The organism is Silicimonas algicola (assembly GCF_003148765.1).
Classification (GTDB): domain Bacteria; phylum Pseudomonadota; class Alphaproteobacteria; order Rhodobacterales; family Rhodobacteraceae; genus Silicimonas; species Silicimonas algicola.
Genome location: NZ_QGGV01000001.1, coordinates 116,931 through 142,527 on the forward strand (window position 1 = coordinate 116,931; position 25,597 = coordinate 142,527).

A 25,597-nucleotide genomic window follows, 5' to 3' on the forward strand; every position below is an offset into this window, starting at 1 on the left:
AAATTCGACGTCCGCGCCGAATAACGACGTTGGAAAAGCGACTTGGCCCTCCGCGATGCCGTGGCTTAATAGTCACGCTCGAAGAAGACGCCGAGGCTCGTCTCGCCGTCGTTCGAGAATCCGCCCTTCACCGTCACGGATGGCGTGAGGTCCAGGTTCAGATTGACCTCGGTCTCGCCCTCGCTGTCGACGGTCACGTCGGTATAGAGATTGTCCGACAGATATGCCCCCGCCCGCACCGCGGTGTTGCCGTCCTCTCCCGTCACGATGTCCAGGTCGTCCAGCCCCGATTGCTCGCGAACCCGGCTGACCACGCCCTCGCCTCCCTGACCGGCCAGCGTGCGGACGGCCAGCGCCAGTTGCGCTGCCTGAAACGGACTCAGCGTCTCCAGCCCGCGGCCGAAGAGAAGCCGCGACAGCACTTCCTCCTCGGGCAGATCGGGGTTTGAGGTGAAGGCGATGTCGGGATCGCCTGCCGGACCGGTGACCAGCACGTTCACGCGGTAATCCTCGGCGGTGGTCGAGGCGCGCAGGTCGAGGTAGGGCTCGAACGAACCCTGGATCGTCACGCGCGCTTCCTCCAGCTCCAGCCGCTTGCCGAGGATGTCCAGCCGGCCCCGGATCAGTTCGAACGACCCGAGGGGAACGACGTCGGCCGTTGTCCCGGTCAGGCGCAGGCTGCCGCCGAATTCGCTTTCCAGCCCCCGTCCTCGGATGAACACGCGGTTCGGCGCCGAGATCGTGATGTCCAGCGGATAGACCGGTCCGCCCGCACCCGAGCCGCCACCGTCGCCGTTGCCGCCGCCGTTTTCCCCCAGAAGACCGGCACGCGCCCGCGTCCGTCGCACGGGCGGCGGCTCCGCGATGTGAATGATCTCGGGGATGGCGCCCGCGCCTCCGAAGCCCGAGGCGGGGATGCGGATGTTCGTCTCGCCCAGCTCGATGGAGCCGGCGATCCGCGCGCCCCCCGCGAGGGGACCGGTGATCGTGATACGCCCGTCCGCCGTCGTCTCGTAAAGCCTTGGGTCCGACAGCGCGACGCTCGACAGGACCAGCGTCAGGTCGGCCGGGTAGGGCGCGACGAGAGCCACGGAGCCCTCCAGCGTCACCCGTCCGCCGTCCGCGACCGCCGCGGTGGCCGAAATCTGGGCTTGGGCGCCGTTGATCTGAGCGTTCAGCGTCAGATCCTCCAGCGTCAGGTTCAGCCTCGGCAACACAAGCCGCGCATTGGCCGTCGTCACCTGACCCGTCAGGCTCGACAGGGCCAGCGGTCCGTTCAGTCGAAGGTCGAAACCGCCGGTGCCCGTCAGGTTCTGCGCCCCAAGGAAACGATCGAGCAGCCCAAGCGGCAGCGATCCCCGCAGCGCCAGGTCGGCGGTCGAGGCGTCGGAGGCGAGCGTGCCCTCGACACTTGCCGATGATCCGCCCGGCCCGTCAGCCTCCAGATTGACGGTGAAGGGTCCGGTCCCGCTGCGCGAGACCTGTCCCGTCACCGACAGCGGACCGGAGATGCCGCCCGCATAGCGCGAGACGTCCGCCAGCCGCGCCTCCAGCGACAGAAGACTGTCGCCCTCGGTGATCTGCCCGCTGGCAGATGCCGTAAGCTCGTCGGATCGCACCTCGAACAGCCGCACCGTCACCGCCTCGCGGCTGCCCGCAGCATCGACCCTCGCCGTCGCGCGCCCCGACAGCAGCCTGTCCACATCAGGCTGGCCGATGCCAAGATCCTGCGTCTCGACCTCCGCCCGCAGGTCGAACTCCGACAGGTCGAACGCCAGCACGCCCTCGGCATCCACAGTCGCCGCGCCCGAGATCGGCATCCCTACAAGCTCGCGGAAAGCCGAGACGTCGGGCGATGCGGCCTCGATCCGCCCCTCGAACCGGGGCGCCGTCGCCGCATCGGTCAGGACGCCCTCACCCGAAGCCGTCAGCACCGGCGTCGCCACCTCGAACACATCGAACGCGATCCGCTCCAGACTGCCCGCCACCTCGACCCGCGCCGAGGACGCGCCCGCGAACACCCGGTCGGCCTGAGCCTGCCCGATGCCGAAGCCGTCGCCCGTCGCCTGCGCGGTCAGCGCGAAGTCCGACAGGTCGAACGCCAGCCCGCCCTCGGCGTCCAGCGTCAGCGCCCCCCGGATCGGCAGTCCCGCCACGCCCGCGAAGGCGCTCACGTCGGGCGACGACGCTTCGATCCGTCCGTCGAAGCGTGGCGCCTCGTACAAATCCGTCAGCCGGCCGCCCACCGTCGCATCCAGATCGCGCCCGTCGAGCGTCGCGTTGATCGCCCAGTCGCGCTCCTCGTCCTCGGTGCCCTCGATGGTCAGCACCGCCGGCCCTGACAATTCCTCCAGCACCGTCGACGCATCCTCGAGCCGCGCCTCTAGCGAAAGCTGCGAGCCGCCAGACCGCAACTCGGCCCGTCCCGTCACCCGCGCCTCGGCACTCTCGATCCGTCGCAGCGTCAGGACGATGCCCTCTTCGCTGCGCACGGCGCGCAGGCTCAAGTCCGTCTCGCCGTCCAGGATGCGGTCCGCGATCTCCTGTCCCACGGCAAGGTCGGTCGAGGACCCCTCAAGATCCACGTCGAACGTCCCCGACAGCGGCTCGGCCGTGAAGTCTGCCTGAATCTCCGCTGCCCCCGAAAGCGGCCGCCCCGCAAGGCCCGAGAACGCCGCCAGCCGTTGCGCCTCGACGCGGGCCGAGCCCGTCGCGACCGGCCCGCCCTCCTCGGGAAACGACACCACCGCGTCGCCCGACAGACCATAGCTCTCGCCCGTCACCGTCAGGTCCGACACCCGCAGGTCGCCGCCCTTGGCCCATTCGATCCGCGCAGCACCCGTGACCTCCTCGCCCAGTGCCGCCTCGGCGTCGGGATTGCCGAAATCCAGCCGCCGCGCCGCGAAGTCGAGGTTCGCCGTGACCCCGCCGTCCTCGCCCTGCGCGATCCGTCCCGTGCCGTCCAGTTCCAGCGCCTCTGCCTTGAAGCCCGGCCGATCCAGCCCGGCGATGCGGAAGGCGCCCTGCCAGTCCTCGCTCTGCGCCGCGTCGTAAGAGACCTCAAGATCCACCCGGTCCACCCGCGTCTCGGGTCCCGGCAGGGGCAGCAGCACGGGCGTCCCGTCTGCCGACGCAATCGCACCCTCGACCGCGATCTCGACCGGCAGCCCATCCGCGCCGATCAGCGCACGGCCCTCCAGAGTCAGCGCACCCGCTGACAGGTCGAGCCCTTCAAGCAGCGTGCGCCCATCCGGAAAGCGCGTGACCTCCGCCTGCAACGCCACCGCATCGCCAAAGAACGGGCGATAGTCCGGCGCGAAGACCGGAGCGATGTCGCCGCCGATGTCGACGGTAAAGCGCCTCTCGCCCTCGGCCTCGCCGCCCGCTGTCGCGATCTGCCCGGTCAGCCGTTCGGCCCCGTCAGTCGCCAGGCGAATGTCGGCGGCGAAGGCGTCCACCGGTCCTTCGCCGACCACGCCGAACTCGACCGAAGGCCGGCCCGGCAGATCGACAAGATTGGCGAAGATACCGTCCAGCGCCTCCTCCAGCGCCAGATCCAGCGCCAGCACGCCCGTCTCGTTGGCGTAAGCCGCCTCCAGCGTCAGGGCCCCGCGCCCGTCCAACCGTTCGACCGCAAGCGTCGCTTCGCCTTCGCCGTCCGCGAGGCTCACGGCGCCCTCCAGCGACACCTCCGCCTCGGCCCCGAACACCGGAGCGCCGATGGCCACCCGCGCGGCGGCGATCTGGCCGATCTCGATGCTGACCGGCAGCTCCGGCAGGCTGAACCCCGAGGCCTCGGGCGTCGGCGCATCGCTCTCGGGCACCGAAGGCAGTCGAGGCAGCAGGATCTCGTCCGCCGTCAGTTGCGAGACTTCAAGCTGCCCCCCAAACAGCGCGCTCCGGTTCCAGTCCAGAACCGCGTCGGTGATGGTCAGCCACACGCCCTCATCGTCGGCGATGGTCAGGCTCTCTATCGTCGCCCGCCCGCCAAGCGCGCCCTCGAAACCCGTGATGCTGACCTGCCGGCCCGCGCCGGACAGGTTGTCCTCGATCAGCCGCTCGAGGAACCCGCCCTGCGCCTCGTCGTCGGGAGAGTCGTCGCTGCTGAACAGGCGGTCGAAGAAGCCGGGCTCCTCGTCGGCGGGCGCGTCCGTGACCTGCGCGGCGGCGGGCAGCGCGACGCTCAGCGCAAGGGCAAGAAGAAGACCGCGCCGCATCAGAACGCCTGCCCGATGCCGACATAGATTTGAAAGTTGGCCGACTCCGTATCGCCCGCGATCGGCGTCGCGACGTCCAGCCGAATGGGTCCGATGCCCGTCACGTACCGCACGCCCAGACCAGCACCGGCGTGGCTCTCGCCCGAGAAGTCGGCAAAGCTTTCCTCGCCGATGTAGCCCCAGTCGACGAAGGGCACGACCTGGAAGTTTTCGCCCGCATTGACCCGCGCCTCGGCCGACAGACCGACGAAACTGCGCCCGCCGGTGAAGGCGCCGCCCGTATCGACGCCAAGCGACTGGTAATCCTGGCCCCGCACCGTGCCGCCCCCGCCGGAATAGAAGCGATAGATCGCCGGGCTGTCTTCAAGGCTCGGCCCGGCCAGCGCGCCTAGTTGCAACCGCCCCGCGAAGATCGTGCCGCCCAGCGCGCGATAGCCGCGCCCGTCGAAGGTCATCTGCGCTCCGTCGGTGGTTCCCGCCAGACCCAGGAACGGCGTCACCGTCAGGTCGGCATAGAGCCCCTCGGTCGGGTTCAAGGGCACGTCCCGCGCGTCGTACTCAGCGGCAAGCGGCAGGGTGATGAGACTGAAGGTCTCCGGCCCGAAGTCGTCCACGATCTCGGAGTAAAGATAGCCGAGCCCCGCCTCGACGGTCAGCTCGTCGGTCGCATAGCGCGTGAAGCCCAAAGTGAACTCAGTCGTGTCCGAGGTGAAATCGGGCTCGTCCAGCGACTCGAACGAGAAGGCTGCGAAAAGGTCGATGTCGGCCTTCGGCGTGGCTGGCCGCTCGTAGCGGACGCCGAGGCTGTAGTCGATGCCGCCGGTCTCGCCGGTGATGCCCGACACCTCGCCGTCCACGCGGAACCGCTCGGCGCCGCCCAGGAAGTTGCGGTGCAGCCAGAAGGCCGACAGTCGCCCGCCCTCGACCGAGCCGTACTCGGCGCCGAAGCCGAAGCGGCGCGGCGTCTGCTCGACGACGCCGATGGTCAGGGGCAGGGTGTTGCCCGGCCCTATCGCCTCGGCCTCCTCGACGGTGACGCTGCTGAAGGTGCCGGTGCGCCGAAGCCGCGTCACCGCGCGGTCGATCTCCTCTGGGTCATAGCGCCGGCCTTCCTCCAGTCCCGCGATCTTCAGGATGCGCGCCGTCTTTGTGTCGTCGTTGCCCCTGACGCGGACCGGACCGAAGCTCAGGACGGGGCCCGGCGTCAGTCGCAGGCTCGCGTCCAGTTGCGTCTGAGCGTGCCGCGCGACGATCCTCTCGTCCGAAACCCGCGCCTTGGCGTTGCCGTTCGACCGCCATGCTTCCACGGCGGCCTCGGCTGCGGCGCGAATGGCCGCGGCGCCCGCGACCTCGCCCCTGCGATATTCCTCCGGGATCTCGGTGCCCGGCGCCAGCGGACCGATCTCGGCCCGGCCGAAGCGGAACACGGGGCCCGGCTCGACGCGGATCGTCACCTCCTGCACCGCCCGCGGTGCCGACAGCGGCGGGATCGCCGCAGCCTCGCGCCCGTCGAGCAGGATCGAGATGACGCCGGAATAGCGGCCCCTGTCGTAAAGCACGCCCAGAAGCCGCGCATAATCCGCCTGCGCGGCAGCCAGGATGTCCTGCGGATCGTTCGTCCCTTCCTCCTTCTCGGCGGCCGTCAGCGACGACGCGTAAAGCGCGTCGCGCAACGAGTCCCCCGTATCGGGAGTCTGGAACCTGATCTCGAACCCGAGAGCGCCGGTGGAGAAGGTGCAGAGCGCAAGAACCGCGCCCAAGACCCGTTTCGCCGTCACTGCCGCTCCTCCCGGTTTTGACCCTGCCCGACCCGATGATATAGTCCCCGCCGCCGAAGGGACAGGGCGCGACCCCACGTTTCGGTGAACTGTCGCCGGTCCGCCGCCTAGGTGGCGGCCCCCTGTTCGGTCTCTGCAGGCTGCGCGGCCGCTGTCGAGAAGGGCCGCATCCGGGGCCGCATATCCATCTCGCTCACCGGCCCCTGCGCCTGATCCAGATGCTCCACCAGCGCCGCCTCCAGCTCCGAGTTCAGCTCGCGCGACCGCGCGACATAGGCCGGGTTCTTGCTCACCGGCACGCCGGGCTTCCAAAGCGCCGCCAGCTCACGCAGCGCCTCGCGGTCCTTGCGGAAGAAGAAGTGCTCGATCCGCGCAGCCTCCATGTCGGTCAGCCCCATCTCCTCCAGCACGTATCGCCCCGCCCGCAGACTGCTGTCGAACAATTCGCGCACCTGCTTGTCGGCGCCCGCCTGGACCAGCTCGTAGACATGAACCCGGTCGTGCGCCCGCGCCACGATGTGCAGGTCCGGCCTCTGCTGCCGGGCATAGCGCACCAGCCGCAGCGCCGCCTCCTTGTCGTCCAGCGCCACCACCAGCACGCGCGCGTCCTTCAGCCCCGCCGCGTGCAGAAGCTCGGGCCGCGTCGGGTCGCCGAAGAACCCCTTCACCCCGAACTGCCGCATCGTGTCGATGGCCTCGAGGTTGTTGTCCAGCACGACCGCCCGCATCCCTGCCAGCATGATCAGCCGGTTGACGATCTGCCCGAACCGCCCGGTCCCCGCGATGATGACCTTCTGCTGCTCGTCGATGGTGTCGGGCTCGCGCGGGTCCACGCCGTCGCCCGCCATCCGGTGCTGAAGCCGCTCGTAGGCGATGAAGAACAAGGGCGTCAGCAGCATCGACAGCGCGACCACCAGCAGGATCCGCCCGCTCTGGCTGGCCGACAGCACCCCCAGTTGCGACGAGAACGACACCAGCACGAAGCCGAACTCGCCCGCCTGCGCCAGCCCCAGGGTGAACAGCCAGCGGTTCCGCCCCTTCAGCCGGAACACGACCGCCAGAAGCCACAGCACCAGCCCCTTCGTCAGCATCAACAGAAGCGTCAGCAGCACGATCTGCAACGGATCCCGCCACAAGAGCCCGAAGTTGATCCCCGCCCCCACGGTGATGAAGAACAGCCCCAGCAGCAGGCCCTTGAACGGCTCGATGTCGCTTTCCAGCTCGTGCCGGAATTCCGAGTTGGCCAGCACCACGCCCGCAAGGAACGTCCCCAACGCGGGCGACAGACCGACAAGCTGCATCATGAAGGCGATGCCGAGGACCAGGAGCAGGGCGAAGGCGGTATAAAGCTCCCGCAGCCGCGCCCAGTGGACGAAGCGGAACAGAGGCCGCGTCGCATACATCCCGAACAGGATCACCACCGCGACCGCGCCGAAGGTCGCCAGCGTGACGCCCCAGGCGGGCAGCGACTCGATGAAGGCCTTCGCCGCCTCGGCCGTCTGTTCCGCCCCGCCCGCACCTTCGGCTCCATGCCTGGCCGCCGCGTCGTCCCCCGGCCGCTGGATCGAGCCGTCCGGGCTGAACGCCATCCCCGATCCCACCGCCAGAAGCGGCAGCACCGCCAGCATCGGGATCACCGCGATGTCCTGCGTCAGAAGGACCGAGAACGTGGACCGCCCGCCCGGCGTCTGCATCAGCCGCTTTTCGTTCAGCGTCTGAAGCACGATGGCGGTCGACGACAGCGACAGGATCATTCCGATCGCCAGGGCCGTCTGCCATGGATAGGAAAAGCCCCACCAGCAGATGCCCGTCACCAGCCCGGCGGTCAGCACGATCTGCGCCCCACCCAGACCGATCAGCCGGTGCCGCATGTCCCAAAGCGCCCGCGGCGTCAGCTCGAGCCCGATCAGGAACAGCATCAGCACGACGCCGAATTCCGCGAAGTGCTGAAGGTCCTCGGCCTGGCCCGCATAACCCAGGATCGGCCCGATGACGATGCCGGCCAGCAGGTATCCCAACACCGATCCCAGCCCCAGCCGCACCGACAGGGGCACCGCGATCACGGCCGCCAGAAGATAGACGGCGGCTTCGAAGAGAAAGCCTTCCATGTCGTCCTCGCTACAGCGGCAGAGGGCCGTCTGCCTTCAATTGGTCCATCACGATCTGGCTCTGGACACGCGCCACGGCCGGATGCGGAAGCAGGACCTGGTGGATCAGGATGTTGAGCGCCGCGAGATCCTCGCAGTACACGCGAAGAAGATAATCGGCCTCGCCGGTCAATGTCCACGCGCTCGTGACCTCGGGGCGCGTCTCCACGATGCGCACGAAGGTCTTCACCTGGTCGGGCGCATGGGTCGCCATCTGCACCGACACGAAAGCCTGCACGTGAAGCCCCAGCTTCAAGGGGGCAAGCCGCGCGCGATACCCTTCGATATACCCCTCGGCCTCCAGCCGCTGACGCCGCCGCCCGACCTGGCTCGCCGAAAGGTTCAGCGCCTCGCCCAGCTTTTCCGACGTCAGATGTGCGTCGCGCTGAAGCGCCGTCAGCAGCCTGTAGTCGGTGTCGTCAAGACTGGCCATGCGGTCATCATGCGTAACGTGACCATGAAATGCAATTTTCGCGCATATAGATGTGTCACAAAGGCCAGAATGCGCGGTTTCCGCGCACCGTTCAGCCTACATTATAGGCAACAGCGAACAGGAGTGACCGCCATGGGACCCTTCCCGCACGACGCCCCCCGATCCACCATCACCGACAAGAACCCCGCCGGCACCGACGGATTCGAGTTCGTCGAGTTCGCCCATCCCGACCCGCAGGTTCTCCGCGACCTCTTCGGGCGCATGGGCTTCACCCTCGCCGCGAGGCACCGCTCGAAAAATGTCGAGCTTTGGCAGCAAGGCGACATCAGCTACCTCATCAACGCCGAACCCGGCACCCACGCCGCCGCCTTCATCGACGAGCACGGCCCCTGCGCCCCCTCGATGGGCTGGCGCGTCGTTGACGCCGAGCACGCCCTGAAGCACGCCCTCGCGAAAGGCGCCGAGGAATACACCGGCCCCGGCAAGGTCATGGACGTGCCCGCCATCAAGGGCATCGGCGGCAGCCTGATCTACTTCGTCGAGGACTACTACGACACCTCGCCCTACAACGCCGAGTTCGACTGGCTGACCAAGGCCAACCCCGAAGGCGTGGGCTTCCACTACCTCGACCACCTGACTCACAACGTCTTCAAGGGAAACATGGACACCTGGTTCCACTTCTATCAGGACCTGTTCAACTTCCGCGAAATCCGCTTCTTCGACATCGAAGGCAAGTTCACCGGCCTCTTCAGCCGCGCGCTGACCTCGCCCTGCGGCAAGATCCGCATCCCGATCAACGAGGATCGCGGCGAGACGGGCCAGATCGTCAACTACCTCAAGAAGTACAACGGCGAGGGCATCCAGCACATCGCCGTCGGCGCCCACGACATCTACGACTCGGTGGACGAGATCGCCTCGCGCGGTGTCCGCTTCATGCCCGGGCCTCCCGACGCCTACTACGAGCTGTCGAAGACCCGCGTCGAGGGCCACGAAGAGCCCATCGACCGCATGAAGACCCATGGCATCCTCATCGACGGCGAAGGCGTGGTCGACGGCGGCGAGACGAAGATCCTCCTCCAGATCTTCTCGAAGACCGTCATCGGCCCGATCTTCTTCGAGTTCATCCAGCGCAAGGGCGACGACGGCTTCGGCGAGGGCAACTTCAAGGCGCTCTTCGAGTCGATCGAGGCCGAGGAGATGGCCAAGGGCGACTACGGCGACGTCGCTGCCGAGTGAGCGCGGTCCTTTGACCGCTGCGACGCCTTGCATACGCTCTGCAGACAGGCCGTTTCTCACGGATCGCCCTGTTTCTGACGTCGTCGAAGAAAGAGTTCCGGCGGTCCGCCGCACCGCCGTGCGTCGCGTCACGACCCGGGTTAAGGGCGCGTGTCAGCCGCGCGGCAGGCTCAGAGAAACCGTCTGGTTGCCCTTCCGGTAATGAAGTTGAGTGTCGGTGATCTGCGCGACGGTCCCGCCGTCGAACCGGTCACCCACCTTCACCTTCACATACCTCCCCGACGGCAGCCGGATCAGCGCCCTGCGGTCAGCCGGAGTTCCGTAAACCCCGACAAGATTGAGGGAATTCAGCCGGATCGCATCCTCGATGGTCGCGGTCCGCGACACCGAGGCGTTCGACGGAATGGCCAGCCGTGGCGTGTCCTGCGGCCTCGGCTCAGGCTCGATGTCCTGCTCCAGCGCCGCCTCGATGGCGTCGCTCGTGTTCGGCGTCTCGAAGTCCAGCGACGCCGTCAGCCGCGCCGCTTCCTGCCGCACCAGCGCCGCGCTGACCACAGCCTCGAACGCGTCCGGGCGACCCCTTGGCGACAGCGACGTCGGCACCGCCAAGGCGCTCGCCTCCGTGCCCGCGTCCTGCTCCCGCACCGCCACGTCCTGCGCCGATTCCGGACGCCCCGGCGGGCGGCGCCCTTCCAGTTCCGAACGGGTCAAGCCATTGAATTGCTGTCGTTCTATCTCCTGCACGAACCCGCCCGGGCGACCCTTGGGAAGCCGCTCCGGCAGCCCCTGCGCAAAGGCCGTCAGCGCCGGAAGACCGGGGTCTTCGACCGTCTCTGCCTCCGCTGCAACTGCCGGTTCCGCCTCCGACAACGCAAGTTCGGTCGCCGCGTCGATGGCCGCCCGGAGCCCGGCGTCGGCGTCGGCCTGCGCCGCCTCGGGCAGCGCCGCAACCTCGTCCTCAGGCTCTGCCGGCGGCGATGGCGCGGCCTCGACAGTCGGAATCCTGTCGCCCGACAGACCGGCCGGAGCGGGAAGCGCAATGGCGTCGAACGCCAGATCGCTCGGCTCGATCGAGGCGATATAGATGTCGTTCGTCGTCTCGGCGATGTCCTCGTCGGTGTCCGGTCCGGGAAACGGCGCCGCCGTCATGATCGCCGACAACCCGTCAGGCGCCACCGCGAAGGGCGGCTGCGGATCATATAGCGGACGCCCCTCGCCCGAGCGGAGCAGCTTCGTCAGCTTCGGCGCGGACGCCGTGACGGGACGGGAAAGTGCTGCCAGTTCAGTCGGTTCCGCCTCATCCACCGCCACCGACGGCACTTCCGCCACGGTCGTCTCGACCGAGGGCACAGGCAAGTCCGGCTCCGGCGCCGCGACGGCCGCCGTATCGACGGACGGCCCGGCGTCTTCTGCCGGGGCAGGGGCCAGCGCGGCCGTTTGGTCGGTCCCGACCGCCGCATCCGGCACTGCCGCCGCAGTGCCCGCAGGCCGCTCTTCCGGCGCGGTCGGCGTCAAGGGATCGGTCGCCGCCACGGTTGGAGCTGCGTCCACGATGGGCGCCTCGGTTGGCTCCGGCACCACCGCCGCCTGCTGCTCCGGCTCGACTTGCGTGACTGCCCCCAGATCGTTCGCCACCGGGCGCGGCACCGTCGGAACTGTCGCTTCGCTCGGCCGCAGGGGCAGCAGCGACCATACCAGCGTGGCGATCCCGATGGTGAGGATGAACGCCACGGCCAGCACCGCCAGCGTGCGGATCGTACCGCCTGCGCGCGGTGCCGCACGAACCGAGGCGGCTGCCGGAGGCGTCAGGCTCGCCACCTGCCGGCGCATCGTCCCCGCCGCGATATCGGTCCGGACGCGCGGCGGAACCTTCGGTCCGTTGACTGGCACACCGGGGTGGAGCGGAGCCAGGCTGCGCGGCCTCACAGTCATCACCGGCCTGGGATCGTCGACCTTGAGAACGGGTTCGCCGATCGCGTCGGGCGAGAACGACACCGGCGTCGAAGGCGGCCGCGACGTCTCGCGTTTCGTATGGAAATTATGGGGAACCACGGGTTCCGACGCATCGTCCTCGGCTGGCGCGGCCTCGTCATCTTCGGCGAGATTTCCGAGGATCAGGCGCGACCTGACGACGTCCGCAGGCAACGAAGCCCTGTCGTCAGCCTCCTCCGGCTCGCTCTGTTCGTCAGCCGCCTCTTCAGCGTCAGGCTCGTCGCTGGCCTCCGCATCGGCAGAGACCTCGAGACCGTCATCCGCCGTCGCAGTCGGTTCGTCGTCTGTGACCGTCTCGGTCTCCGGCACCACGTCCTGGTCGACGACGGTGCCCGCGTCCTCCGTGGTCTCGTCCAGCGGAATCTCGTCGGAAACGCCGACCTCGACGACCGCAGCCGGAATCTCAGCCGGCCCCACCGAGACGTAGCTGACTTGCACTTCGGCCGTGGGTTCGTCCACGACCGGCGCGACGCTTTCGGGCGCCACGTCCATCGCCACGTTCGAAACCGCCTCGACAGCCTCCTCGGGTGCGGCCGCCTCGGATGGGACCTCGTCCTCGACCACCGGCACTGCGACCGGCTCGTCGAGGTCATCCATCATGTTCGGCCGGCCGAAGTCCGGCGGCCGGGGGAAATCGGACCGCGCCGCCAGAGACGAGTATCCCGCGATGCGCAGGCCGCGCGCCTCGGCGAAGGCGGCCGCCTCGTCCAGCGTTTCCAGAGCGATGGCCGCGACGCGCGCCTGTCCGGGGGCCGTCATCTCCCAGTCGATCTCGAGTTCGTCGAGGACATAGGGCGTCCGCCCGTCCAGCGCGCGGTGGATGTCGACCTCGACCGCATCCTCGCTGCTGATGTCGACATCCATGTAAAGGATCTGGTCGCGCGGCAGGAACAGCATCACCGGATCGGACGGGTCGTCCATGTGCGCGGACATGGCGAAAAGCCGGTCTTCGATGTCTGGCCCGTCGATCTTGACGGCCCCGATCTCTCGCCACGTCTTGCCGTCCCGGCGCATGAGCCGGATGGCGGACATATCAAGATCGTAACCCCAGCGGCTCGTCATGACCGAGGAGATAGCATGGCTCCGTGGGGTCGTCACGTATGGAGCGCCGCCAATTTGCGGGGATGCGCCGACGCGGCGCGAGGATTAGGTTCTGTCACTACAGTTGTCCCGTTCCGGAGATTCCCCATGCGACTAGCCACCCTGATCCTGACCTTGGGCCTTGCCGCCCTGCCCATGACCCTCTCCGCGCAGGAGGCGCGCACCATCGTCGTCACCGGCGAAGGCCGCATCGCCGCCGAGCCCGACATGGCGGTCATCAACCTTGGCGTCATGCGCGAGGCAGCGACCGCGGGCGAGGCCATGTCCGCCGCCAGCGAAGCCGCCGCCGCCGTCCTCGTCGCCGTCACCGAAGCGGGGATCGAACCCCGCGACGTGCAGACCTCCTCGCTCAACCTCCAGCCCAGGTGGGATCACAGCGACCAGAACGGCGCACGCATCACCGGCTACATCGCCAACAACGACCTGATGATACGGGTTCGCGATCTGGATGCGCTCGGCGCGCTTCTGGACACGCTCGTCACGACCGGCGCGAACACGATCAACGGGCTGTCGTTCAGCGTGGCCGAGCCGCGCCCGCTCGAGGACGAGGCCCGCACCGCCGCCGTCGCCGACGCCCGCGCAAAGGCCGAACGCCTGGCCGCGGCGGGCGGCGTGACCCTCGGCGAGGTCACCACGATCTCCGAGGCGACGATGCCTCCGATGCCGTTCCCCTATCCCCAGGCCGAGATGCGGATGGCGGCCTCCGATGTCCCGATCGCGCGGGGCGAGATCGAGACCGTCGTGACCGTCACCGTGGTGTTCTCCATCGCCGCTCAGTGAGCGACGATCATGGGCAGGGCGGCGTTCTCGAGCATGTTGCGCGTCGCCCCGCCCAGCACCGCCTCCAGCAGGCGGGAGTGGCCGTAGGCTCCCATCACGACCAGGTCCGCGCCCTGATCGGCGGCATGACGCGTGATGGTATCCGACACCTTTGACGTCGTCTGCGCCACCACGGACACGGTGACCTCGATCCCGTGCCGGGTCAGCATCTCGGCCAGGGGCGCACCGGGGTCTGCGGTCCCGGCGGAATGACGCGGCGGATCGATGACCAGAACTTCGACACTGTCGGCCTCGCGCATCAGGGGAAGGGCGGCCCGGATCGCGGCCAGCGCCTCGCCGGACTGGTTCCACGCCACCACCACCCGCTTGGGCGCCGGGACGATCGTCTTGCCCTGCGGGAGGACGAGGACAGGCGTCCGGGTCGAGAACAGCGCCGCCTCCAGCACCGCGACATCCTCGCCGCTGCGGCCTTCGCCATAGGGCTTCGACAGGATCACCAGGTCGGCAAGCTGCGCGTTCTGGGCCACGATCTGGGACACGGCCCCCATCTGCGCGACGACGCGCTGGACCTCTCCTCTCGCGCCCGAGCGCTTGAGTTGCTCGTTGGCGAAGGCTTCGGCAGCCGTTGCCTCCTCGATGGCGTCCGAGATGGTGCCCTGGATGGCAATGGGCGTGGTGCCGCCATAGAAGGCCTCGGGCGGGATGTGCTCGATCCCGAGGCTCAGGATGTGCAGATGCGCGTCCTGCGCCTCGGCAAAGGCGAGGGCGGCGTCAAGATGGCTGCGGTCGAGCTCTGGCTCGCGAACCACGGTGACGAGGGTTTTGTAGCTCATAGCTTACCTCCATGCGTTGGACCGATCCTGCGCCGGCGGACGGGGCGCGCGCCTTGCGCTGGATCAAGCCGGGCGGGCGCGCCGGAAGCGCGGGTCCTGCGCGATGACTCTCGCATTTCGCGCGATCGTGCACCATAACCCATCCATGTCACTAGGAACGTGGGACGAAATCCGCACCGCCTTCAATGTCGCCCGTCTCGGTACGGTCAGCGGCGCCGCCGATGCGCTCGGCGTCCACCACGCTACGGTCATCCGCCATATCGACTCGCTCGAGGCGCGCCTCGGCGTGAAATTGTTCCAGCGCCACGCGCGCGGCTACAGCGCGACCGAGGCGGGACGTGACCTCCTCCAGGTCGCGCAGGCGACGGACGACCAGTTCTCGCAACTCGTGAACCGCATCCGGGGGCAGGGCGATGCGGTCTCGGGCGAGCTTGTCGTGACCTCGCTTCCGGCGCTGTCGAAGCGCATCACCGAGCTTCTGGTTCGGTTCCGCGAACGTCACCCCGAGGTGCTGGTCCGCTACATCACCGGCGAAAAGCTGCTCCGTCTCGAATACGGCGAGGCGCATGTCGCCATCCGCGCGGGGCGCAAGCCCCAGAACCCCGACAACGTGGTCCAGCCCTTCCTCGCCAAGGAGGTCGCCCTCTACGCCTCCGAGGGCTACATCCAGCGGCGCGGCCGCCCCGCGTCTGACGACGATCTCGCAGGCCATGACTTCGTGGCGCAGGACAACCTGTCGTCGAACGCACCGTTCCTGCGATGGCTCGTGACGACGGTCCCGCCGGAGCGCATCGTGTTCCGCGCCTCCGACTTCGGACCGATGATCGAGGCGATCCGCCTAGGCGTCGGCATGGGCTTTCTGTCCGGGTGGGAGGCAGGCGACGTGCCGGGCCTCGTTCAGGTCATTCCGCCCCGACCCGAATGGACCTCGCCGTCATGGATCGTGACCCACGTCGACCTGCACCGCACGACCAAGGTCCAGGCCTTCCTCGCCTTCCTCAAGGAAGAGGCGAAGGAGTGGTGACGTCCTCCTCGCTGTCGGGCTCCGAAAACTCGCGCTTCAGGAAATCCTCGAAGGCGTCCAGGTCGACCGGTTCGAACTGACCGAAGCCCTGCATCCAGACGCTCGCGTCCTTCAGCGCCTGCGGCTCCAGCTTGCACCAGGTCAGTCGGCCTCGCCGTTCCTGGCTGATGAGCCCGGCGCGCGTCAGCACGCCCAGGTGCTTCGAAATCGCCGCCAGCGACATCTCGAAGGGATCCGCCACATCGGTGACCGCCATGTCATCCTCGAGGAGCATGGTCAGGATGCGGCGCCGGGTCGGGTCGGCAAGCGCGTGGAAGATGCTGTCGAGCGCGGGCATGGCGGGGGATCTGACGCCTGAGGAGGCGTTACGTCAATGGGTCAGGCGCCGAAACCTCAACCATACGGTTGAATATGCTTCAAGCCGCGACCTTTTGAACCTCGCCCTCCTTTGCTGGTGATTACCGATGCGATTCAATGGACTACAGCAGAAAACCCTTGGTCCTGCGTCAGCTTGACTCGCGACCACCCTCTTTCTAGACATCGCCCAAGTTCTCATGGGGGACACGACGTCATGGCCGAGACCGATCAGGATCGGAAGGCCCGGATGGAGGCCCTCGAAGCCAAACTGGCCAGTAAGCGCGTCCCTGACGCGGCGAAGCGGCACCAGGAAGAACACTACAGCCAGCTCAACGTGGCATGGCGCATGGTGATCGAACTGGTGGCGGGGCTGGGGATCGGCTTCGGAGTGGGATTCGGGCTGGACACCCTCTTCGGCACTTTGCCGTGGTTTCTGGTGGTGTTCACGCTTCTGGGGTTCGCGGCGGGGGTGAAGACCATGCTCGCCAGCGCGAGAGAATTCACGCCGGGCGCACCCGGCGACAAGGAAGGGGACTGAGGTGGCGGAAGAAGTTCACGGCGCAGAAGGCGGCAGCAGCCTCTCGTTCCACCCGATGGACCAGTTCATCGTGCAGCCGCTGTTCGGCGACGGCCCGGTCAACGCCTTCACGATCACCAACGTCACCTTCTGGATGGCCCTCACGGTCGCTTGCATCGCGGCCCTGCTTATCCTCGGAACCCGCGGCCGCGCGCTGATCCCCTCCCGCATCCAGTCCATCGCCGAGCTTGCCTACGGCTTCGTCTACAAGATGGTCGAGGATGTGGCCGGCAAGGACGGCCTGAAGTATTTCCCCTATATCATGACGCTGTTCATGTTCATCGTGATGGCGAACTTCCTCGGCCTCCTGCCGATGGCCTTCACCACGACAAGCCACATTGCGGTCACCGCCGTCCTGGCGCTCGCGGTCTTCCTGGCCGTCACCATCATCGGCTTCGTCAAGAACGGCGCCGCCTTCCTCGGTCTCTTCTGGGTTTCGTCCGCGCCCCTGGCGCTGCGGCCCATCCTCGCGGTGATCGAGCTGATCTCCTACTTCGTGCGGCCTCTCAGCCACTCGATCCGACTTGCCGGCAACCTGATGGCCGGGCACGCGGTCATCAAGGTCTTCGCGACCTTCGCCGCCGTCGCCGCCATCGCGCCGCTGTCGATCCTGGCCGTGGTCGCCATCTATGGCCTCGAGGTCCTAGTGGCCTTCATCCAGGCCTACGTCTTCACCATCCTGACCTGCGTCTACCTCAAGGATGCGCTGCATCCGTCGCACTAGGTCGGGCCAACCAACAGTTTCAGACACACTTCCAACGTAAGGAGCATTCGACATGGAAGGCGATATCGCAAACATGGGTCAATTCATCGGTGCCGGCCTCGCCGCCATCGGTTCGGGCGCGGCCGCCATCGGTGTGGGCCACGTCGCCGGCAACTTCCTCGCCGGTGCCCTGCGCAATCCGTCGGCCGCCGCCGGCCAGACCGCCACGCTCTTCATCGGCATCGCCTTCGCCGAAGCTCTCGGGATCTTCTCGTTCCTCGTGGCGCTTCTGCTGATGTTCGCCGTCTAAGCGCGCCTCGCCATCCTTACGTGCCGGGCCGCCCAGGGGGTCGCCCGGCTGGTCACAGGGTCTGAGGAGGTCGCCATGGCGACGGAAACACTAGTAGGCGAAGGCGCGCTCGAGACTGGCTCGCACGCCGCCGAGGCCGCACCGGGTCTGCCGCAACTCGACGTCAGCACCTTCGCCAACCAGATCTTCTGGTTGGTGGTGACGCTTGTCGTCATCTACTTCGTGCTGTCCCGCGTGGCGCTGCCGCGCATCGCCAGCGTTCTCGCCGAACGTCAGGGCACCATCACGAACGACATCGCCGCGGCCGAAGAGCTGAAGAGCAAGGCCGCTGCCGCCGAGGCCGCCTACGACAAGGCGCTCGCCGACGCGCGTACCGAAGCCGGGCGCATCGCCGCCGAGGCCAAGGCCGAGATGCAGGACGACGTCGACGCAGCCATCGTCAAGGCCGATGCCGAGATCGCCGCGCGCACGTCCGAAGGCGAGGCCCGCATCGCCGAGATCCGCGAAGGTGCGGCAGAGGCCGTCCACGAGGTCGCCCGCGACACCGCACGCGCCGTCGTCGCCGCCCTCGGGGTCGACGTGGATGACGCGTCGGTCGATGCCGCCGTCGCAAACAACGTGAAGGGGTGACGCCATGAAGAGACTTCTCACGCTCGCGGCGCTCCTGACGGCCAGCCCTGCCGTCGCCGCCACCAAGAACGTGTTCTCCAGCGAATTCTACTCGCTCGCCAACACCGACTTCATCGTCCTCGTGTCGTTCCTGCTGTTCCTCGGCGTCCTCGTCTACTTCAAGGTGCCGTCCCGTCTGGCCGAGCTCCTCGACAAGCGCGCTGCCGGCATCCGGTCCGAGCTTGAGGAAGCCCGCGCCCTCCGCGACGAGGCGCAGACCCTGCTGGCCAGCTACGAGCGCAAGCAGCGCGAAGTGCAGGAGCAGGCCGACCGCATCGTGGCCGCCGCCCGCGACAACGCCACCGAGGCTGCGGAACTGGCGAAGAAGGATCTGGCCGCATCGATCGAGCGTCGCGTCCAGTCCGCCCAGGGCCAGATCGCCTCGGCCGAAGCCGCCGCGATCAAGCAGGTCCGGGACGAAGCCGCGCGAATCGCCGTCAAGGCCGCGGGCGAGGTCATCCAGCAGAAGATGAGCGCCGACAAGGCCGCGTCGCTGATCGACGATGCAATCGGCGTGGTGCGGGCCAAGCTGCACTGACGCCAGCGCTCTCGACCTCTGCAAAAGGCCCGGCCCCCGCGCCGGGCCTTTTCATGCCTGCGATCTAGACCTCAAGTTTATGCCCGTTTCCCTGAAGTTTATCGGCCCATCACCTGGGTTTATTGCCCCACATCTCAACCTGTGGCGAATGGAGAGGGACCGGTTTTGTGGGGCAACTGGGTCATCGGCGCCGTGATGCGTCGCCTAACGGAAAACGAGGAACCAGACATGAACAGACTTTTTGCCACCGCCGCCGCCTCCGCCCTGTGGGTCGGTGCGGCCCACGCCGACGCCTTCACCGACCAGGTCGTCGCGCGCTACCAGGACATGGGCTTCACCTTCGTCGAAGTGCAGGGCGGCCCCACGCAGGTCAAGGTCGAGGCGATCAAGGACAGCCAGAAGCTGGAAGTGATCTACGACCGCGTGACGGGCGCCATCCTGAAGCAGGAACAGGAACGGGCCGACGCCGATGAAAGCGACCGCACCGGCGTGCAGGTGCGCGAGCGCGACCGCGACTTCCTGAGCGACGACGATGACGATGACGATGACGACGATCGTAGCGGCCGTCATGGCGGTGACGACGACGATGATGACGACGACGACGACGATGACAACAGCGGCCCCGGTGGCGGCGATGACGACGATGATGACGACGACGACGGCGACGACCACGGCGAGTCGGACGACGACTGAACCCCAGCCCCCGAATCCTCACGGATCGGGCTTCCCCGGCGGGCCTTGCTTTTCACGCAGGGCCCGCCAATGGTGACTTGAAATGTTGAAACGTGTTTTTGTCCTGATCTACCTCGCACTTGCGATGACGGCGCCCGCGGCGGCCTCGCCGGACGAAGTCCGCGCCCGGATCGTCGCGGAACTTCGCGAAGAGGGTTACGCCGAGATCAGGATCAGCCGGACCCTGCTGGGCCGGATGCGCTTCGTCGCCGTAACCGGAGACCGCCAGCGCGAGATCGTTGTCAACCCGGCCACGGGGCTGATCCTGCGCGACTACATCCGTTTCGATCGCTCGCGCGACGGCGATTCATCCAGGTCGGCCTCAGGCGGCTCCTCGGGCAAGGGAAGCGGCGATGACGACGACGATTTCGATGACGATGACAATTCCGATGATGACGATTCCGGCGGCAACGACGATGATTCCGACGATGACGATTCAGACGACGATGACGGCGACGACGACAACAGCGGATCGGGCTCGTCGAATTCCGGCGAGGACTGACACCCCGCGCGGGGCGGAGTGTCGCGCGTGAACAACCGATACGTCCTCGGCGCGGTTCTCGTGGTCCAACTGGCCTGTGCCGCCTTCTTCGTATCGGACATCCTCATCTCGATCCTCGGGCTGCCGATAGGGCCGATCGACTGGGCCTTCGTCGAGCTGATCCAGATCGGCGCGGCACTCGGCCTCGTCATCGGCGTCGTCGTAAGCTGGCTGGCCCTGCGTCAATCGCGCCGTCGCACCGTCGCCGCCGAGGAGGCCCTCCGCCGCGCAAGAAGCGCCTTCCGCGACGTTCTGGCCGAGCGTTTCGAGGATTGGAGCCTGACAGCCGCCGAGCGCGACGTCGCCCTTTTCGCGATCAAGGGCTTCTCGACGCAGGACATCGCCGGATTTCGCGGGGTCAGCGAGGGCACGATCAAGGCGCAGACCAACGCCATCTACCGCAAGGCCGGCGTCAGCGGCCGGCCACAGCTTCTCAGCCTTTTCATCGACGACCTGATCGAGGACGAGCCGGCTCAGTCCTCGCTGGCGTGATCCATCAGAACGTCCAGCGGGATGATGTCCAACGCCTTGGTATGCGTGGCGGCCAGATTGATCCGCGGCGCCGCGCCCTCGTCCGCCGCCTGCAGGAAGCGCGAGGCGCAGAGGCACCAGCGGTCGCCGGGTTTAAGTCCGGGAAACATGAACTCGGGCCGGGGCGTCGACAGGTCGTTGCCGACGTACTTCGAATAGGCCAGGAACTCGGCCGTCATCACGGCGCAGACGGTATGGCTTCCTGAATCTTCGCGACAGGTGTTGCAGGCGCCATCCCGGAAAAAGCCCGTGACTGGCTCGGTCGAGCAGGGCTCCAGCGTCTCGCCGAGAACATTTATGGGTTCGTCTTTCTTCATGGTGCGCGCCCCCTTGAGCCACAGCTAGTCCTCATGGCGCGGGCTTCAACGCCGCCACTCGATCCATCGGCCGTGAAAGTCGGCGCGTCCCAGCTCGACCGTCTCGTCTTCGGAATACCGTGTCAGCCAGAGCCGGGCGCCGTTCTCGGCACCGTCCGTTTCCATCCCGATGCGAACAACCGGAGCCGACGAGGCCTTCATCGCGGAAAGTGCGCGCGCCGCCGTGTCCTCGGGAAAATACTGCCATGCGACGGTGTGATAGACGATGCGCCGCAGACCGCGGTCCGGGGCGGCCAGATGCTCCTCCAGCCAGGCGCCCGCATCGGCGCGCACGAACCGTGCAGGCGTCTCGCGCGCGATCCCGATGGCCTCGCTCGTCCGCGTCAGGCGGTCGGTCTGATCGGGCCAGAGATAGGCAAGAAGCCGCAGACGCCCGGCCTCCGACGCGGGGTCGAGAGGCGCCACGTCGACGCCGACCCGCGACGCCACGCGAGGCAGATCGAGCGGCGGAGGCCCGCCCCGCCACTCGGGCGAGAGGACGACCGTCGACGCCGCATCGCCCAGTGAGCCGCCCGGCGCGTCCAGACGGAACCTGTCGCAGCGCAGGTTCAGCCCGCCGCTGCACCCCAGTTCGACAAGCTCGACCGGCTGGTCCGACCCCGCACAAGCCAGCGCCAGAGCCGCCAGGATCGCCGCCGCGCGCCGCACCTCGTTCGTCTGGGGCGCCTGGCCCAGCCACTCCAGCAAGTGCTCCTCGTGGCTTCGGAAGGCGGCCTCGACGGCGGACCACAGCCGGTCGTCCGACACCTCGTGCGGCGGATATTCCTCGACCAGGGCCAGCCCTTGCAGCTTCAGCGCGTGCAGCCCGCCGGCCAGCCGCAAGGGCACGCTGTCCGCACTGGGCGAAGGGTTCCCCGGCCACCCCAAGACCCGATCCGCGACAGATGTCCCCGCCTCAAGCCGCGCGCCCGCAAGCGCCATCAGCCGTTCCATGAAGGGCGAGCCGAGAGCGGCGCAGGCGCGCGACTGGACGCCGAACGCCGCGCGGACGGTCATCGGAAGCGATCCACCAGCCTCTGAAACGGAGATTTGGCGTCTTGGGCGGGCGAGGGCTCGGGCACCTCCGCCTTCGTCTCGGCCACCTTCGCCTCGGCCTTGGTCGTCGACGACCGCGGCGGGTTCAGACGCAGCGCCACCGCGTTCTGGAACCGCCCCGCGTCACCTTCGGCCAGCGCGGCCGCGCCGTCGGACACGCCGCGCAGCAGGTCGTCCAGCCAGTCCTCGTCCGCTTTCGGAAAATCCCGCAGGACGTAGCCCGGCACCGCATCCTTGTGGCCCGGATGCCCGACCCCCATCCGCACCCGGCGATACGCATCTCCGAGATGCGCGTGAAGCGACCGCAGGCCGTTGTGTCCCGCGTGACCGCCACCTTCCTTGACGCGCAGTTTTCCCGGCGCGAGGTCGATCTCGTCGTGGAAGACGGTGACGTCGCCCGGTGTCAGCTTGTAGAACCGCATCGCCTCGCCCACGGACTGGCCCGAATTGTTCATGAACGTCTCGGGCTTCAGCAGGACGACCTTCGCCGAGCCCAGCCGTCCCTCGCTGACCTGTCCCTGGAACTTCGCCCGCCACGGCGCGAAACCGTGGTCCCCCGCGATGCGGTCCACCGCCATGAAGCCGATGTTGTGGCGATTGCGCGCGTACTTCGCGCCCGGGTTTCCGAGGCCGACGAAAAGCTGCATGGGCTAAGGTCCTTTCTGACGGCGAACCTAGCCCTCGGGCCCCTTGGCGGCAACGTCCGCCGTCAGCGCCCGAACCCTGCGAAGCTGCGGCGCTGGTCCGGACCGAGTCCCAGCCAGCCTCGCGTCACCGCCGCGATGTGCCGGACCAGCCGGACGCGCTGCGTCTCGCCCTCGATCGCCGCGGTGATCGCCGCCGCGCCGACGTGCGCCTCAAGGTCGGCCGACACGGGCTGCGTCTCGGTCAGAGGCGCGCGCGTGCGCGCGTCGATCACCTGAAGATCGAAGTCGATGTTGTGGACCGCACCCGGCGCACGCGCGACAGCGGCAGGCGTCACGCCATGAAACCGGCGCACGACCGCGGTGATGTAGACCGGACGATCGCCCGACAGTTCGCGGGCCCCCCCGAGGATCCCTTCCTTCATCAGGGCCGCGACCTGCGCCTTGCGGTCACCGAAAGGCTCGCCGTGCCAGACGATGTCGCCGCTTGGCGCATATGTGTTTGATTCCGACGCTTTGAGGCTGTCCGGGACGACGACGATCACGTCGGCGACCCGCCATCCCCGCGACACCAAGGGGTCGATCCCCTGATCGTAGGCTACCTGCCAGTTGCCCGAACACCCCGCCAGCACCGCCAGTGCCAACCCAAGGAACGCCGACCGACGCTTCATCTCGTGCCTCATTCTGCTTTTGTCTTGCCTGCGGCGCGACATTCGCAGAATTTGGTTTTCAATGCCACATCTAGTGCAAGCGCAGTGGCGCGCGCGCAACAGAACGCGCCGAGGTACAGTCAAGGGTAACGGAGGAGAGCATGAAGTTGAGAAGCGTAGCAGTCATGGCCATCGTCCTCGCGACGGCCGAACCGGCCCTCGCAGGGGCCATCGAAAACGCCTGTCTGAAATCTCAGCGTGGCAACAACCAGCGCAGCCTCTGCGGCTGCATCCAGGATGCGGCGGACATTACCCTGACGCCGTCGGACCAGCGCCTCGCCGCCAGCTTCTTCGCCAACCCTGACCGGGCGCAGCGCGTACGGACGTCGGACCGCCGCTCGGACGAGTCGTTCTGGGAGCGCTACCGCAACTTCGGCAACACCGCGCAGGTCTACTGCACCCGGTGATCCGGGAATGAAGATCCTCATCCTGACCGGCGCGGGCGTCTCGGCCGAAAGCGGCCTCGGCACCTTCCGCGACAAGGGCGGCGTCTGGACCAGGTACGACCTGTCCGAGGTGGCGACGCCCGAGGGCTTCGCCCGCGACCCGCAGAAGGTCATCGACTTCTACAACATGCGCCGCGCCAACGCCCGGGGCGCGCAGCCGAACGCGGCGCACCTGGCCCTCGCCCGGCTCCAGTCGGAGTACACGCGCGGCGAAGTCACCCTCGTCACCCAGAACGTCGACAGCCTGCACGAGGCGGCAGGCTCCGACGCCCTCCACATGCACGGTGCGCACGGCGTCGCCCGCTGCGCCGCCTGCGATGCGCGCTGGCCCGCGCCGCTCGTCATGTCGCTTAACGACCAATGCCCCGACTGCGGCCGGCCCGAGACCCGCCCGGACGTCGTCTGGTTCGGCGAGGTTCCCCACCACTTGCCCCGGATCGCGGGCCACCTCCGCACCGCCGACCTCTTCGTCGCCATCGGCACCTCCGGCACCGTCTATCCCGCAGCCGGTTTCGTCGCCGAGGCGAGGGCGAGGGGCGCGCGGACCGTCGAGATCAACCTCGAGCCATCCCAGGTCGCAGGCCAGTTCGACGAGGTGATCCTGGGCCCGGCCACCGAGACGGTCCCGGCCTGGGTGGCGCGGGTGCTGAGGGAGCGGTGAGGGTGGGCTGAGGCGAATGGCAGAGTGTAGCTCAAAGTTACCATTGCAGTTTGGCTCTGCTCAAGAGTTACAGTAGTGCTGCGCAGCCGCCAGAGCCTTCCGCCTTGGCATACCTAACAATATAAATTTTTGTTAGGTATTTAAGGGCTGAACTACCTCAACTTCCTGATCGCCGAACCGATCCACGCTGCGGCAATCTACAGGTCCGGCGTTCTCGTGCAGGTGCCTCGGCCCGAGAGATATGCCATCCACAAGCTTATCATCGCCGACCGTCGGCGTGACGGCGCGGGCAGTCTCAAGGCGTCGAAGGACCGCGAGCAGGCGGCTTTTCTGGTCGAGGCGATGGCCGAGGACAGGCCCGACGATCTTTCACTGGCTTACGATACTGCGATGGAGGCGGGACCACGCTGGCGCGAGCATATAGCGAACTCGCTCAAGCGTATGCCCGATACGGGGAAGATCCTGAGCGCGATGTGATGACCCTTCGATGGCCTGCATGCAAAGCATTAGCGGCTCGTTGAAACCCTTTTCAAGGAATGGAAGCCTTTCTAAGGCTCGTCCCTCTTCCATGGCAGTCCGGCCTGCACCTCCGAATATGTCCAACGCCTGAGTTGCGGCGCTCGGTCATGGTGGACGAACATCACGGCTTCGAGCTTCGGGGCGTCCGGGAGTGGACCCAAGGGTGCGCCCAAGCCCGCAAGAAGATCATCCAGATGAGCGGGCGTAAACCGATCGCGGACGCGTTTTGCCTCGTAGAGGGACACGTCCTCGAATGGGTAGGGATCCCCGGCGGACCCGAATTTCCAGCCTCCTTCACGGGCGACATAGATGGATCGCCGATGATTGTTGATCCTCCCGCCACGCTCCGGACCCTCATAGGACGCGAAGATGGTCGCGGTGGACGACCTTGCGACCCGTACGCCCGTACATCCGCGCGCCGCCGCCATCCGGGACACTGGCAGGAATACGTCCGATCCAATCAGGCCATTGGCGAAGTAACTGGTCCACATGTTCCCGTTTGCAACGAGAAGAGCGCGGTCCAGCGCCATGCTCAGAGGTTCAAGGTGGAGAAAGACTTCTCCCGAACTCCCCTGAAGATCGGACCGGGACATGACATGGGGCACGTCCGCCCATAACGCCGTGAACGCGGAGGCGGCTTCCTCCAAGGGCATCGCCAACAATCCGTAGTCGTTGGTGGTCGGCGCAAAACGGTCCATGCCGAAGC

At 67.5% G+C, this 25,597-nt stretch carries 25 protein-coding genes and 1 pseudogene; 14 read left to right on the forward strand and 12 right to left on the reverse strand.

Annotation, left to right across the window (positions count from 1 at the left end; genetic code table 11):
- Positions 1 to 65: 65 nt before the first annotated feature.
- The 4 genes from C8D95_RS00520 to C8D95_RS00535 all read right to left on the reverse strand — a co-directional run bounded on the left by C8D95_RS00520 (position 66) and on the right by C8D95_RS00535 (position 8,575).
- Complete coding sequence (locus C8D95_RS00520) at positions 66 to 4,217, reverse strand: translocation/assembly module TamB domain-containing protein (protein ID WP_109757204.1); 4,152 nt, start codon at positions 4,215 to 4,217, stop codon at positions 66 to 68.
- Entirely contained in the window at positions 4,217 to 5,995 is a 1,779-nt protein-coding gene (locus C8D95_RS00525) for an autotransporter assembly complex protein TamA (protein ID WP_109757205.1), read from the reverse strand. The genes C8D95_RS00520 and C8D95_RS00525 overlap by 1 nt, the downstream gene beginning before the upstream one ends.
- Positions 5,996 to 6,102: 107 nt before the next feature.
- Positions 6,103 to 8,103: a cation:proton antiporter domain-containing protein gene (locus tag C8D95_RS00530; RefSeq protein WP_109757206.1), complete on the reverse strand. Its 2,001-nt coding sequence runs from the start codon at positions 8,101 to 8,103 to the stop codon at positions 6,103 to 6,105.
- 10 nt (positions 8,104 to 8,113) lie between these two features.
- Complete coding sequence (locus C8D95_RS00535; protein WP_109757207.1) at positions 8,114 to 8,575, reverse strand: Lrp/AsnC family transcriptional regulator; 462 nt, start codon at positions 8,573 to 8,575, stop codon at positions 8,114 to 8,116.
- Positions 8,576 to 8,707: 132 nt separating this feature from the next.
- On the opposite strand from C8D95_RS00535, the gene hppD reads away from it, so the two are divergent.
- Positions 8,708 to 9,811, forward strand: coding sequence for a 4-hydroxyphenylpyruvate dioxygenase (hppD, locus tag C8D95_RS00540; protein ID WP_109757208.1), 1,104 nt, complete (start codon positions 8,708 to 8,710; stop codon positions 9,809 to 9,811).
- 153 nt (positions 9,812 to 9,964) lie between these two features.
- Here the strand turns inward: hppD and C8D95_RS21860 are convergent, their stop codons facing one another.
- Positions 9,965 to 12,901: a hypothetical protein gene (locus C8D95_RS21860; RefSeq protein ID WP_170121465.1), complete on the reverse strand. Its 2,937-nt coding sequence runs from the start codon at positions 12,899 to 12,901 to the stop codon at positions 9,965 to 9,967.
- A gap of 90 nt (positions 12,902 to 12,991) precedes the next feature.
- Here C8D95_RS21860 and C8D95_RS21865 point away from each other — a divergent pair, with 90 nt between their 5' ends.
- Entirely contained in the window at positions 12,992 to 13,684 is a 693-nt protein-coding gene (locus C8D95_RS21865) for an SIMPL domain-containing protein (protein ID WP_164721552.1), read from the forward strand.
- On the opposite strand, the gene C8D95_RS00555 is transcribed toward C8D95_RS21865, so the two are convergent.
- Positions 13,678 to 14,517, reverse strand: a complete 840-nt coding sequence (locus tag C8D95_RS00555; protein ID WP_109757211.1) for a universal stress protein — start codon at positions 14,515 to 14,517, stop codon at positions 13,678 to 13,680. The two genes, C8D95_RS21865 and C8D95_RS00555, sit on opposite strands and share 7 nt — an antisense overlap.
- Positions 14,518 to 14,662: 145 nt before the next feature.
- Here C8D95_RS00555 and C8D95_RS00560 point away from each other — a divergent pair, with 145 nt between their 5' ends.
- Positions 14,663 to 15,541 carry a LysR family transcriptional regulator gene (locus C8D95_RS00560; protein WP_109757909.1) on the forward strand — a complete coding sequence of 293 codons (879 nt, stop codon included), beginning with the start codon at positions 14,663 to 14,665 and terminating at the stop codon, positions 15,539 to 15,541.
- Here the strand turns inward: C8D95_RS00560 and C8D95_RS00565 are convergent.
- Positions 15,516 to 15,878, reverse strand: coding sequence for an ArsR/SmtB family transcription factor (locus C8D95_RS00565; RefSeq protein WP_109757212.1), 363 nt, complete (start codon positions 15,876 to 15,878; stop codon positions 15,516 to 15,518). The genes C8D95_RS00560 and C8D95_RS00565 overlap by 26 nt on opposite strands.
- 234 nt (positions 15,879 to 16,112) lie before the next feature.
- Here C8D95_RS00565 and C8D95_RS00570 point away from each other — a divergent pair, with 234 nt between their 5' ends.
- The 8 genes from C8D95_RS00570 to C8D95_RS00610 all read left to right on the forward strand — a co-directional run bounded on the left by C8D95_RS00570 (position 16,113) and on the right by C8D95_RS00610 (position 20,460).
- Positions 16,113 to 16,436 carry an AtpZ/AtpI family protein gene (locus C8D95_RS00570; RefSeq protein ID WP_109757213.1) on the forward strand — a complete coding sequence of 108 codons (324 nt, stop codon included), beginning with the start codon at positions 16,113 to 16,115 and terminating at the stop codon, positions 16,434 to 16,436.
- Between the two features lies 1 nt (position 16,437).
- Positions 16,438 to 17,199, forward strand: coding sequence for a F0F1 ATP synthase subunit A (locus C8D95_RS00575; RefSeq protein ID WP_282957619.1), 762 nt, complete (start codon positions 16,438 to 16,440; stop codon positions 17,197 to 17,199).
- Between the two features lie 52 nt (positions 17,200 to 17,251).
- Positions 17,252 to 17,488 carry a F0F1 ATP synthase subunit C gene (locus C8D95_RS00580; RefSeq protein ID WP_109757214.1) on the forward strand — a complete coding sequence of 79 codons (237 nt, stop codon included), beginning with the start codon at positions 17,252 to 17,254 and terminating at the stop codon, positions 17,486 to 17,488.
- Positions 17,489 to 17,563: 75 nt separating this feature from the next.
- Positions 17,564 to 18,118, forward strand: a complete 555-nt coding sequence (locus C8D95_RS00585) for a F0F1 ATP synthase subunit B' (RefSeq protein WP_109757215.1) — start codon at positions 17,564 to 17,566, stop codon at positions 18,116 to 18,118.
- A gap of 4 nt (positions 18,119 to 18,122) precedes the next feature.
- A complete protein-coding gene (locus tag C8D95_RS00590) occupies positions 18,123 to 18,695 on the forward strand; it encodes a F0F1 ATP synthase subunit B (RefSeq protein WP_109757216.1) in 573 nt (190 codons plus the stop codon).
- A gap of 228 nt (positions 18,696 to 18,923) precedes the next feature.
- Positions 18,924 to 19,388 (forward strand): PepSY domain-containing protein, encoded by a 465-nt coding sequence (locus C8D95_RS21870; RefSeq protein WP_164721553.1) that lies wholly within the window; start codon positions 18,924 to 18,926, stop codon positions 19,386 to 19,388.
- A gap of 82 nt (positions 19,389 to 19,470) precedes the next feature.
- Positions 19,471 to 19,929: a hypothetical protein gene (locus C8D95_RS21875; protein ID WP_109757219.1), complete on the forward strand. Its 459-nt coding sequence runs from the start codon at positions 19,471 to 19,473 to the stop codon at positions 19,927 to 19,929.
- 27 nt (positions 19,930 to 19,956) lie between these two features.
- Positions 19,957 to 20,460, forward strand: a complete 504-nt coding sequence (locus C8D95_RS00610; RefSeq protein ID WP_109757911.1) for a helix-turn-helix transcriptional regulator — start codon at positions 19,957 to 19,959, stop codon at positions 20,458 to 20,460.
- Here the strand turns inward: C8D95_RS00610 and C8D95_RS00615 are convergent.
- The 4 genes from C8D95_RS00615 to C8D95_RS00630 form a co-directional block, all read right to left on the reverse strand.
- Positions 20,442 to 20,816, reverse strand: coding sequence for a DUF2237 family protein (locus C8D95_RS00615; protein WP_109757220.1), 375 nt, complete (start codon positions 20,814 to 20,816; stop codon positions 20,442 to 20,444). The two genes, C8D95_RS00610 and C8D95_RS00615, sit on opposite strands and share 19 nt — an antisense overlap.
- A gap of 45 nt (positions 20,817 to 20,861) precedes the next feature.
- Positions 20,862 to 21,872, reverse strand: a complete 1,011-nt coding sequence (locus C8D95_RS00620) for a DUF2332 domain-containing protein (RefSeq protein WP_109757221.1) — start codon at positions 21,870 to 21,872, stop codon at positions 20,862 to 20,864.
- Positions 21,869 to 22,558: an aminoacyl-tRNA hydrolase gene (gene pth / locus C8D95_RS00625; RefSeq protein WP_109757222.1), complete on the reverse strand. Its 690-nt coding sequence runs from the start codon at positions 22,556 to 22,558 to the stop codon at positions 21,869 to 21,871. The genes C8D95_RS00620 and pth overlap by 4 nt, the downstream gene beginning before the upstream one ends.
- Positions 22,559 to 22,620: 62 nt before the next feature.
- A complete protein-coding gene (locus C8D95_RS00630; protein WP_109757223.1) occupies positions 22,621 to 23,226 on the reverse strand; it encodes a DUF6778 family protein in 606 nt (201 codons plus the stop codon).
- Between the two features lie 140 nt (positions 23,227 to 23,366).
- Between C8D95_RS00630 and C8D95_RS00635 the strand changes: the two genes are divergently transcribed.
- The 3 genes and pseudogenes from C8D95_RS00635 to C8D95_RS00645 all read left to right on the forward strand — a co-directional run.
- On the forward strand, positions 23,367 to 23,672 hold the full coding sequence (locus C8D95_RS00635) for a hypothetical protein (RefSeq protein ID WP_109757224.1): 306 nt from the start codon (positions 23,367 to 23,369) through the stop codon (positions 23,670 to 23,672).
- 7 nt (positions 23,673 to 23,679) lie between these two features.
- Positions 23,680 to 24,372: an NAD-dependent deacylase gene (locus C8D95_RS00640; RefSeq protein WP_109757225.1), complete on the forward strand. Its 693-nt coding sequence runs from the start codon at positions 23,680 to 23,682 to the stop codon at positions 24,370 to 24,372.
- A gap of 147 nt (positions 24,373 to 24,519) precedes the next feature.
- Positions 24,520 to 24,849, forward strand: a pseudogene (locus C8D95_RS00645) (GSU2403 family nucleotidyltransferase fold protein); the annotation flags it as partial.
- 71 nt (positions 24,850 to 24,920) lie between these two features.
- Here the strand turns inward: C8D95_RS00645 and C8D95_RS00650 are convergent.
- Positions 24,921 to 25,589, reverse strand: coding sequence for a hypothetical protein (locus tag C8D95_RS00650; protein ID WP_126918469.1), 669 nt, complete (start codon positions 25,587 to 25,589; stop codon positions 24,921 to 24,923).
- Between the last annotated feature and the right edge of the window lie 8 nt (positions 25,590 to 25,597).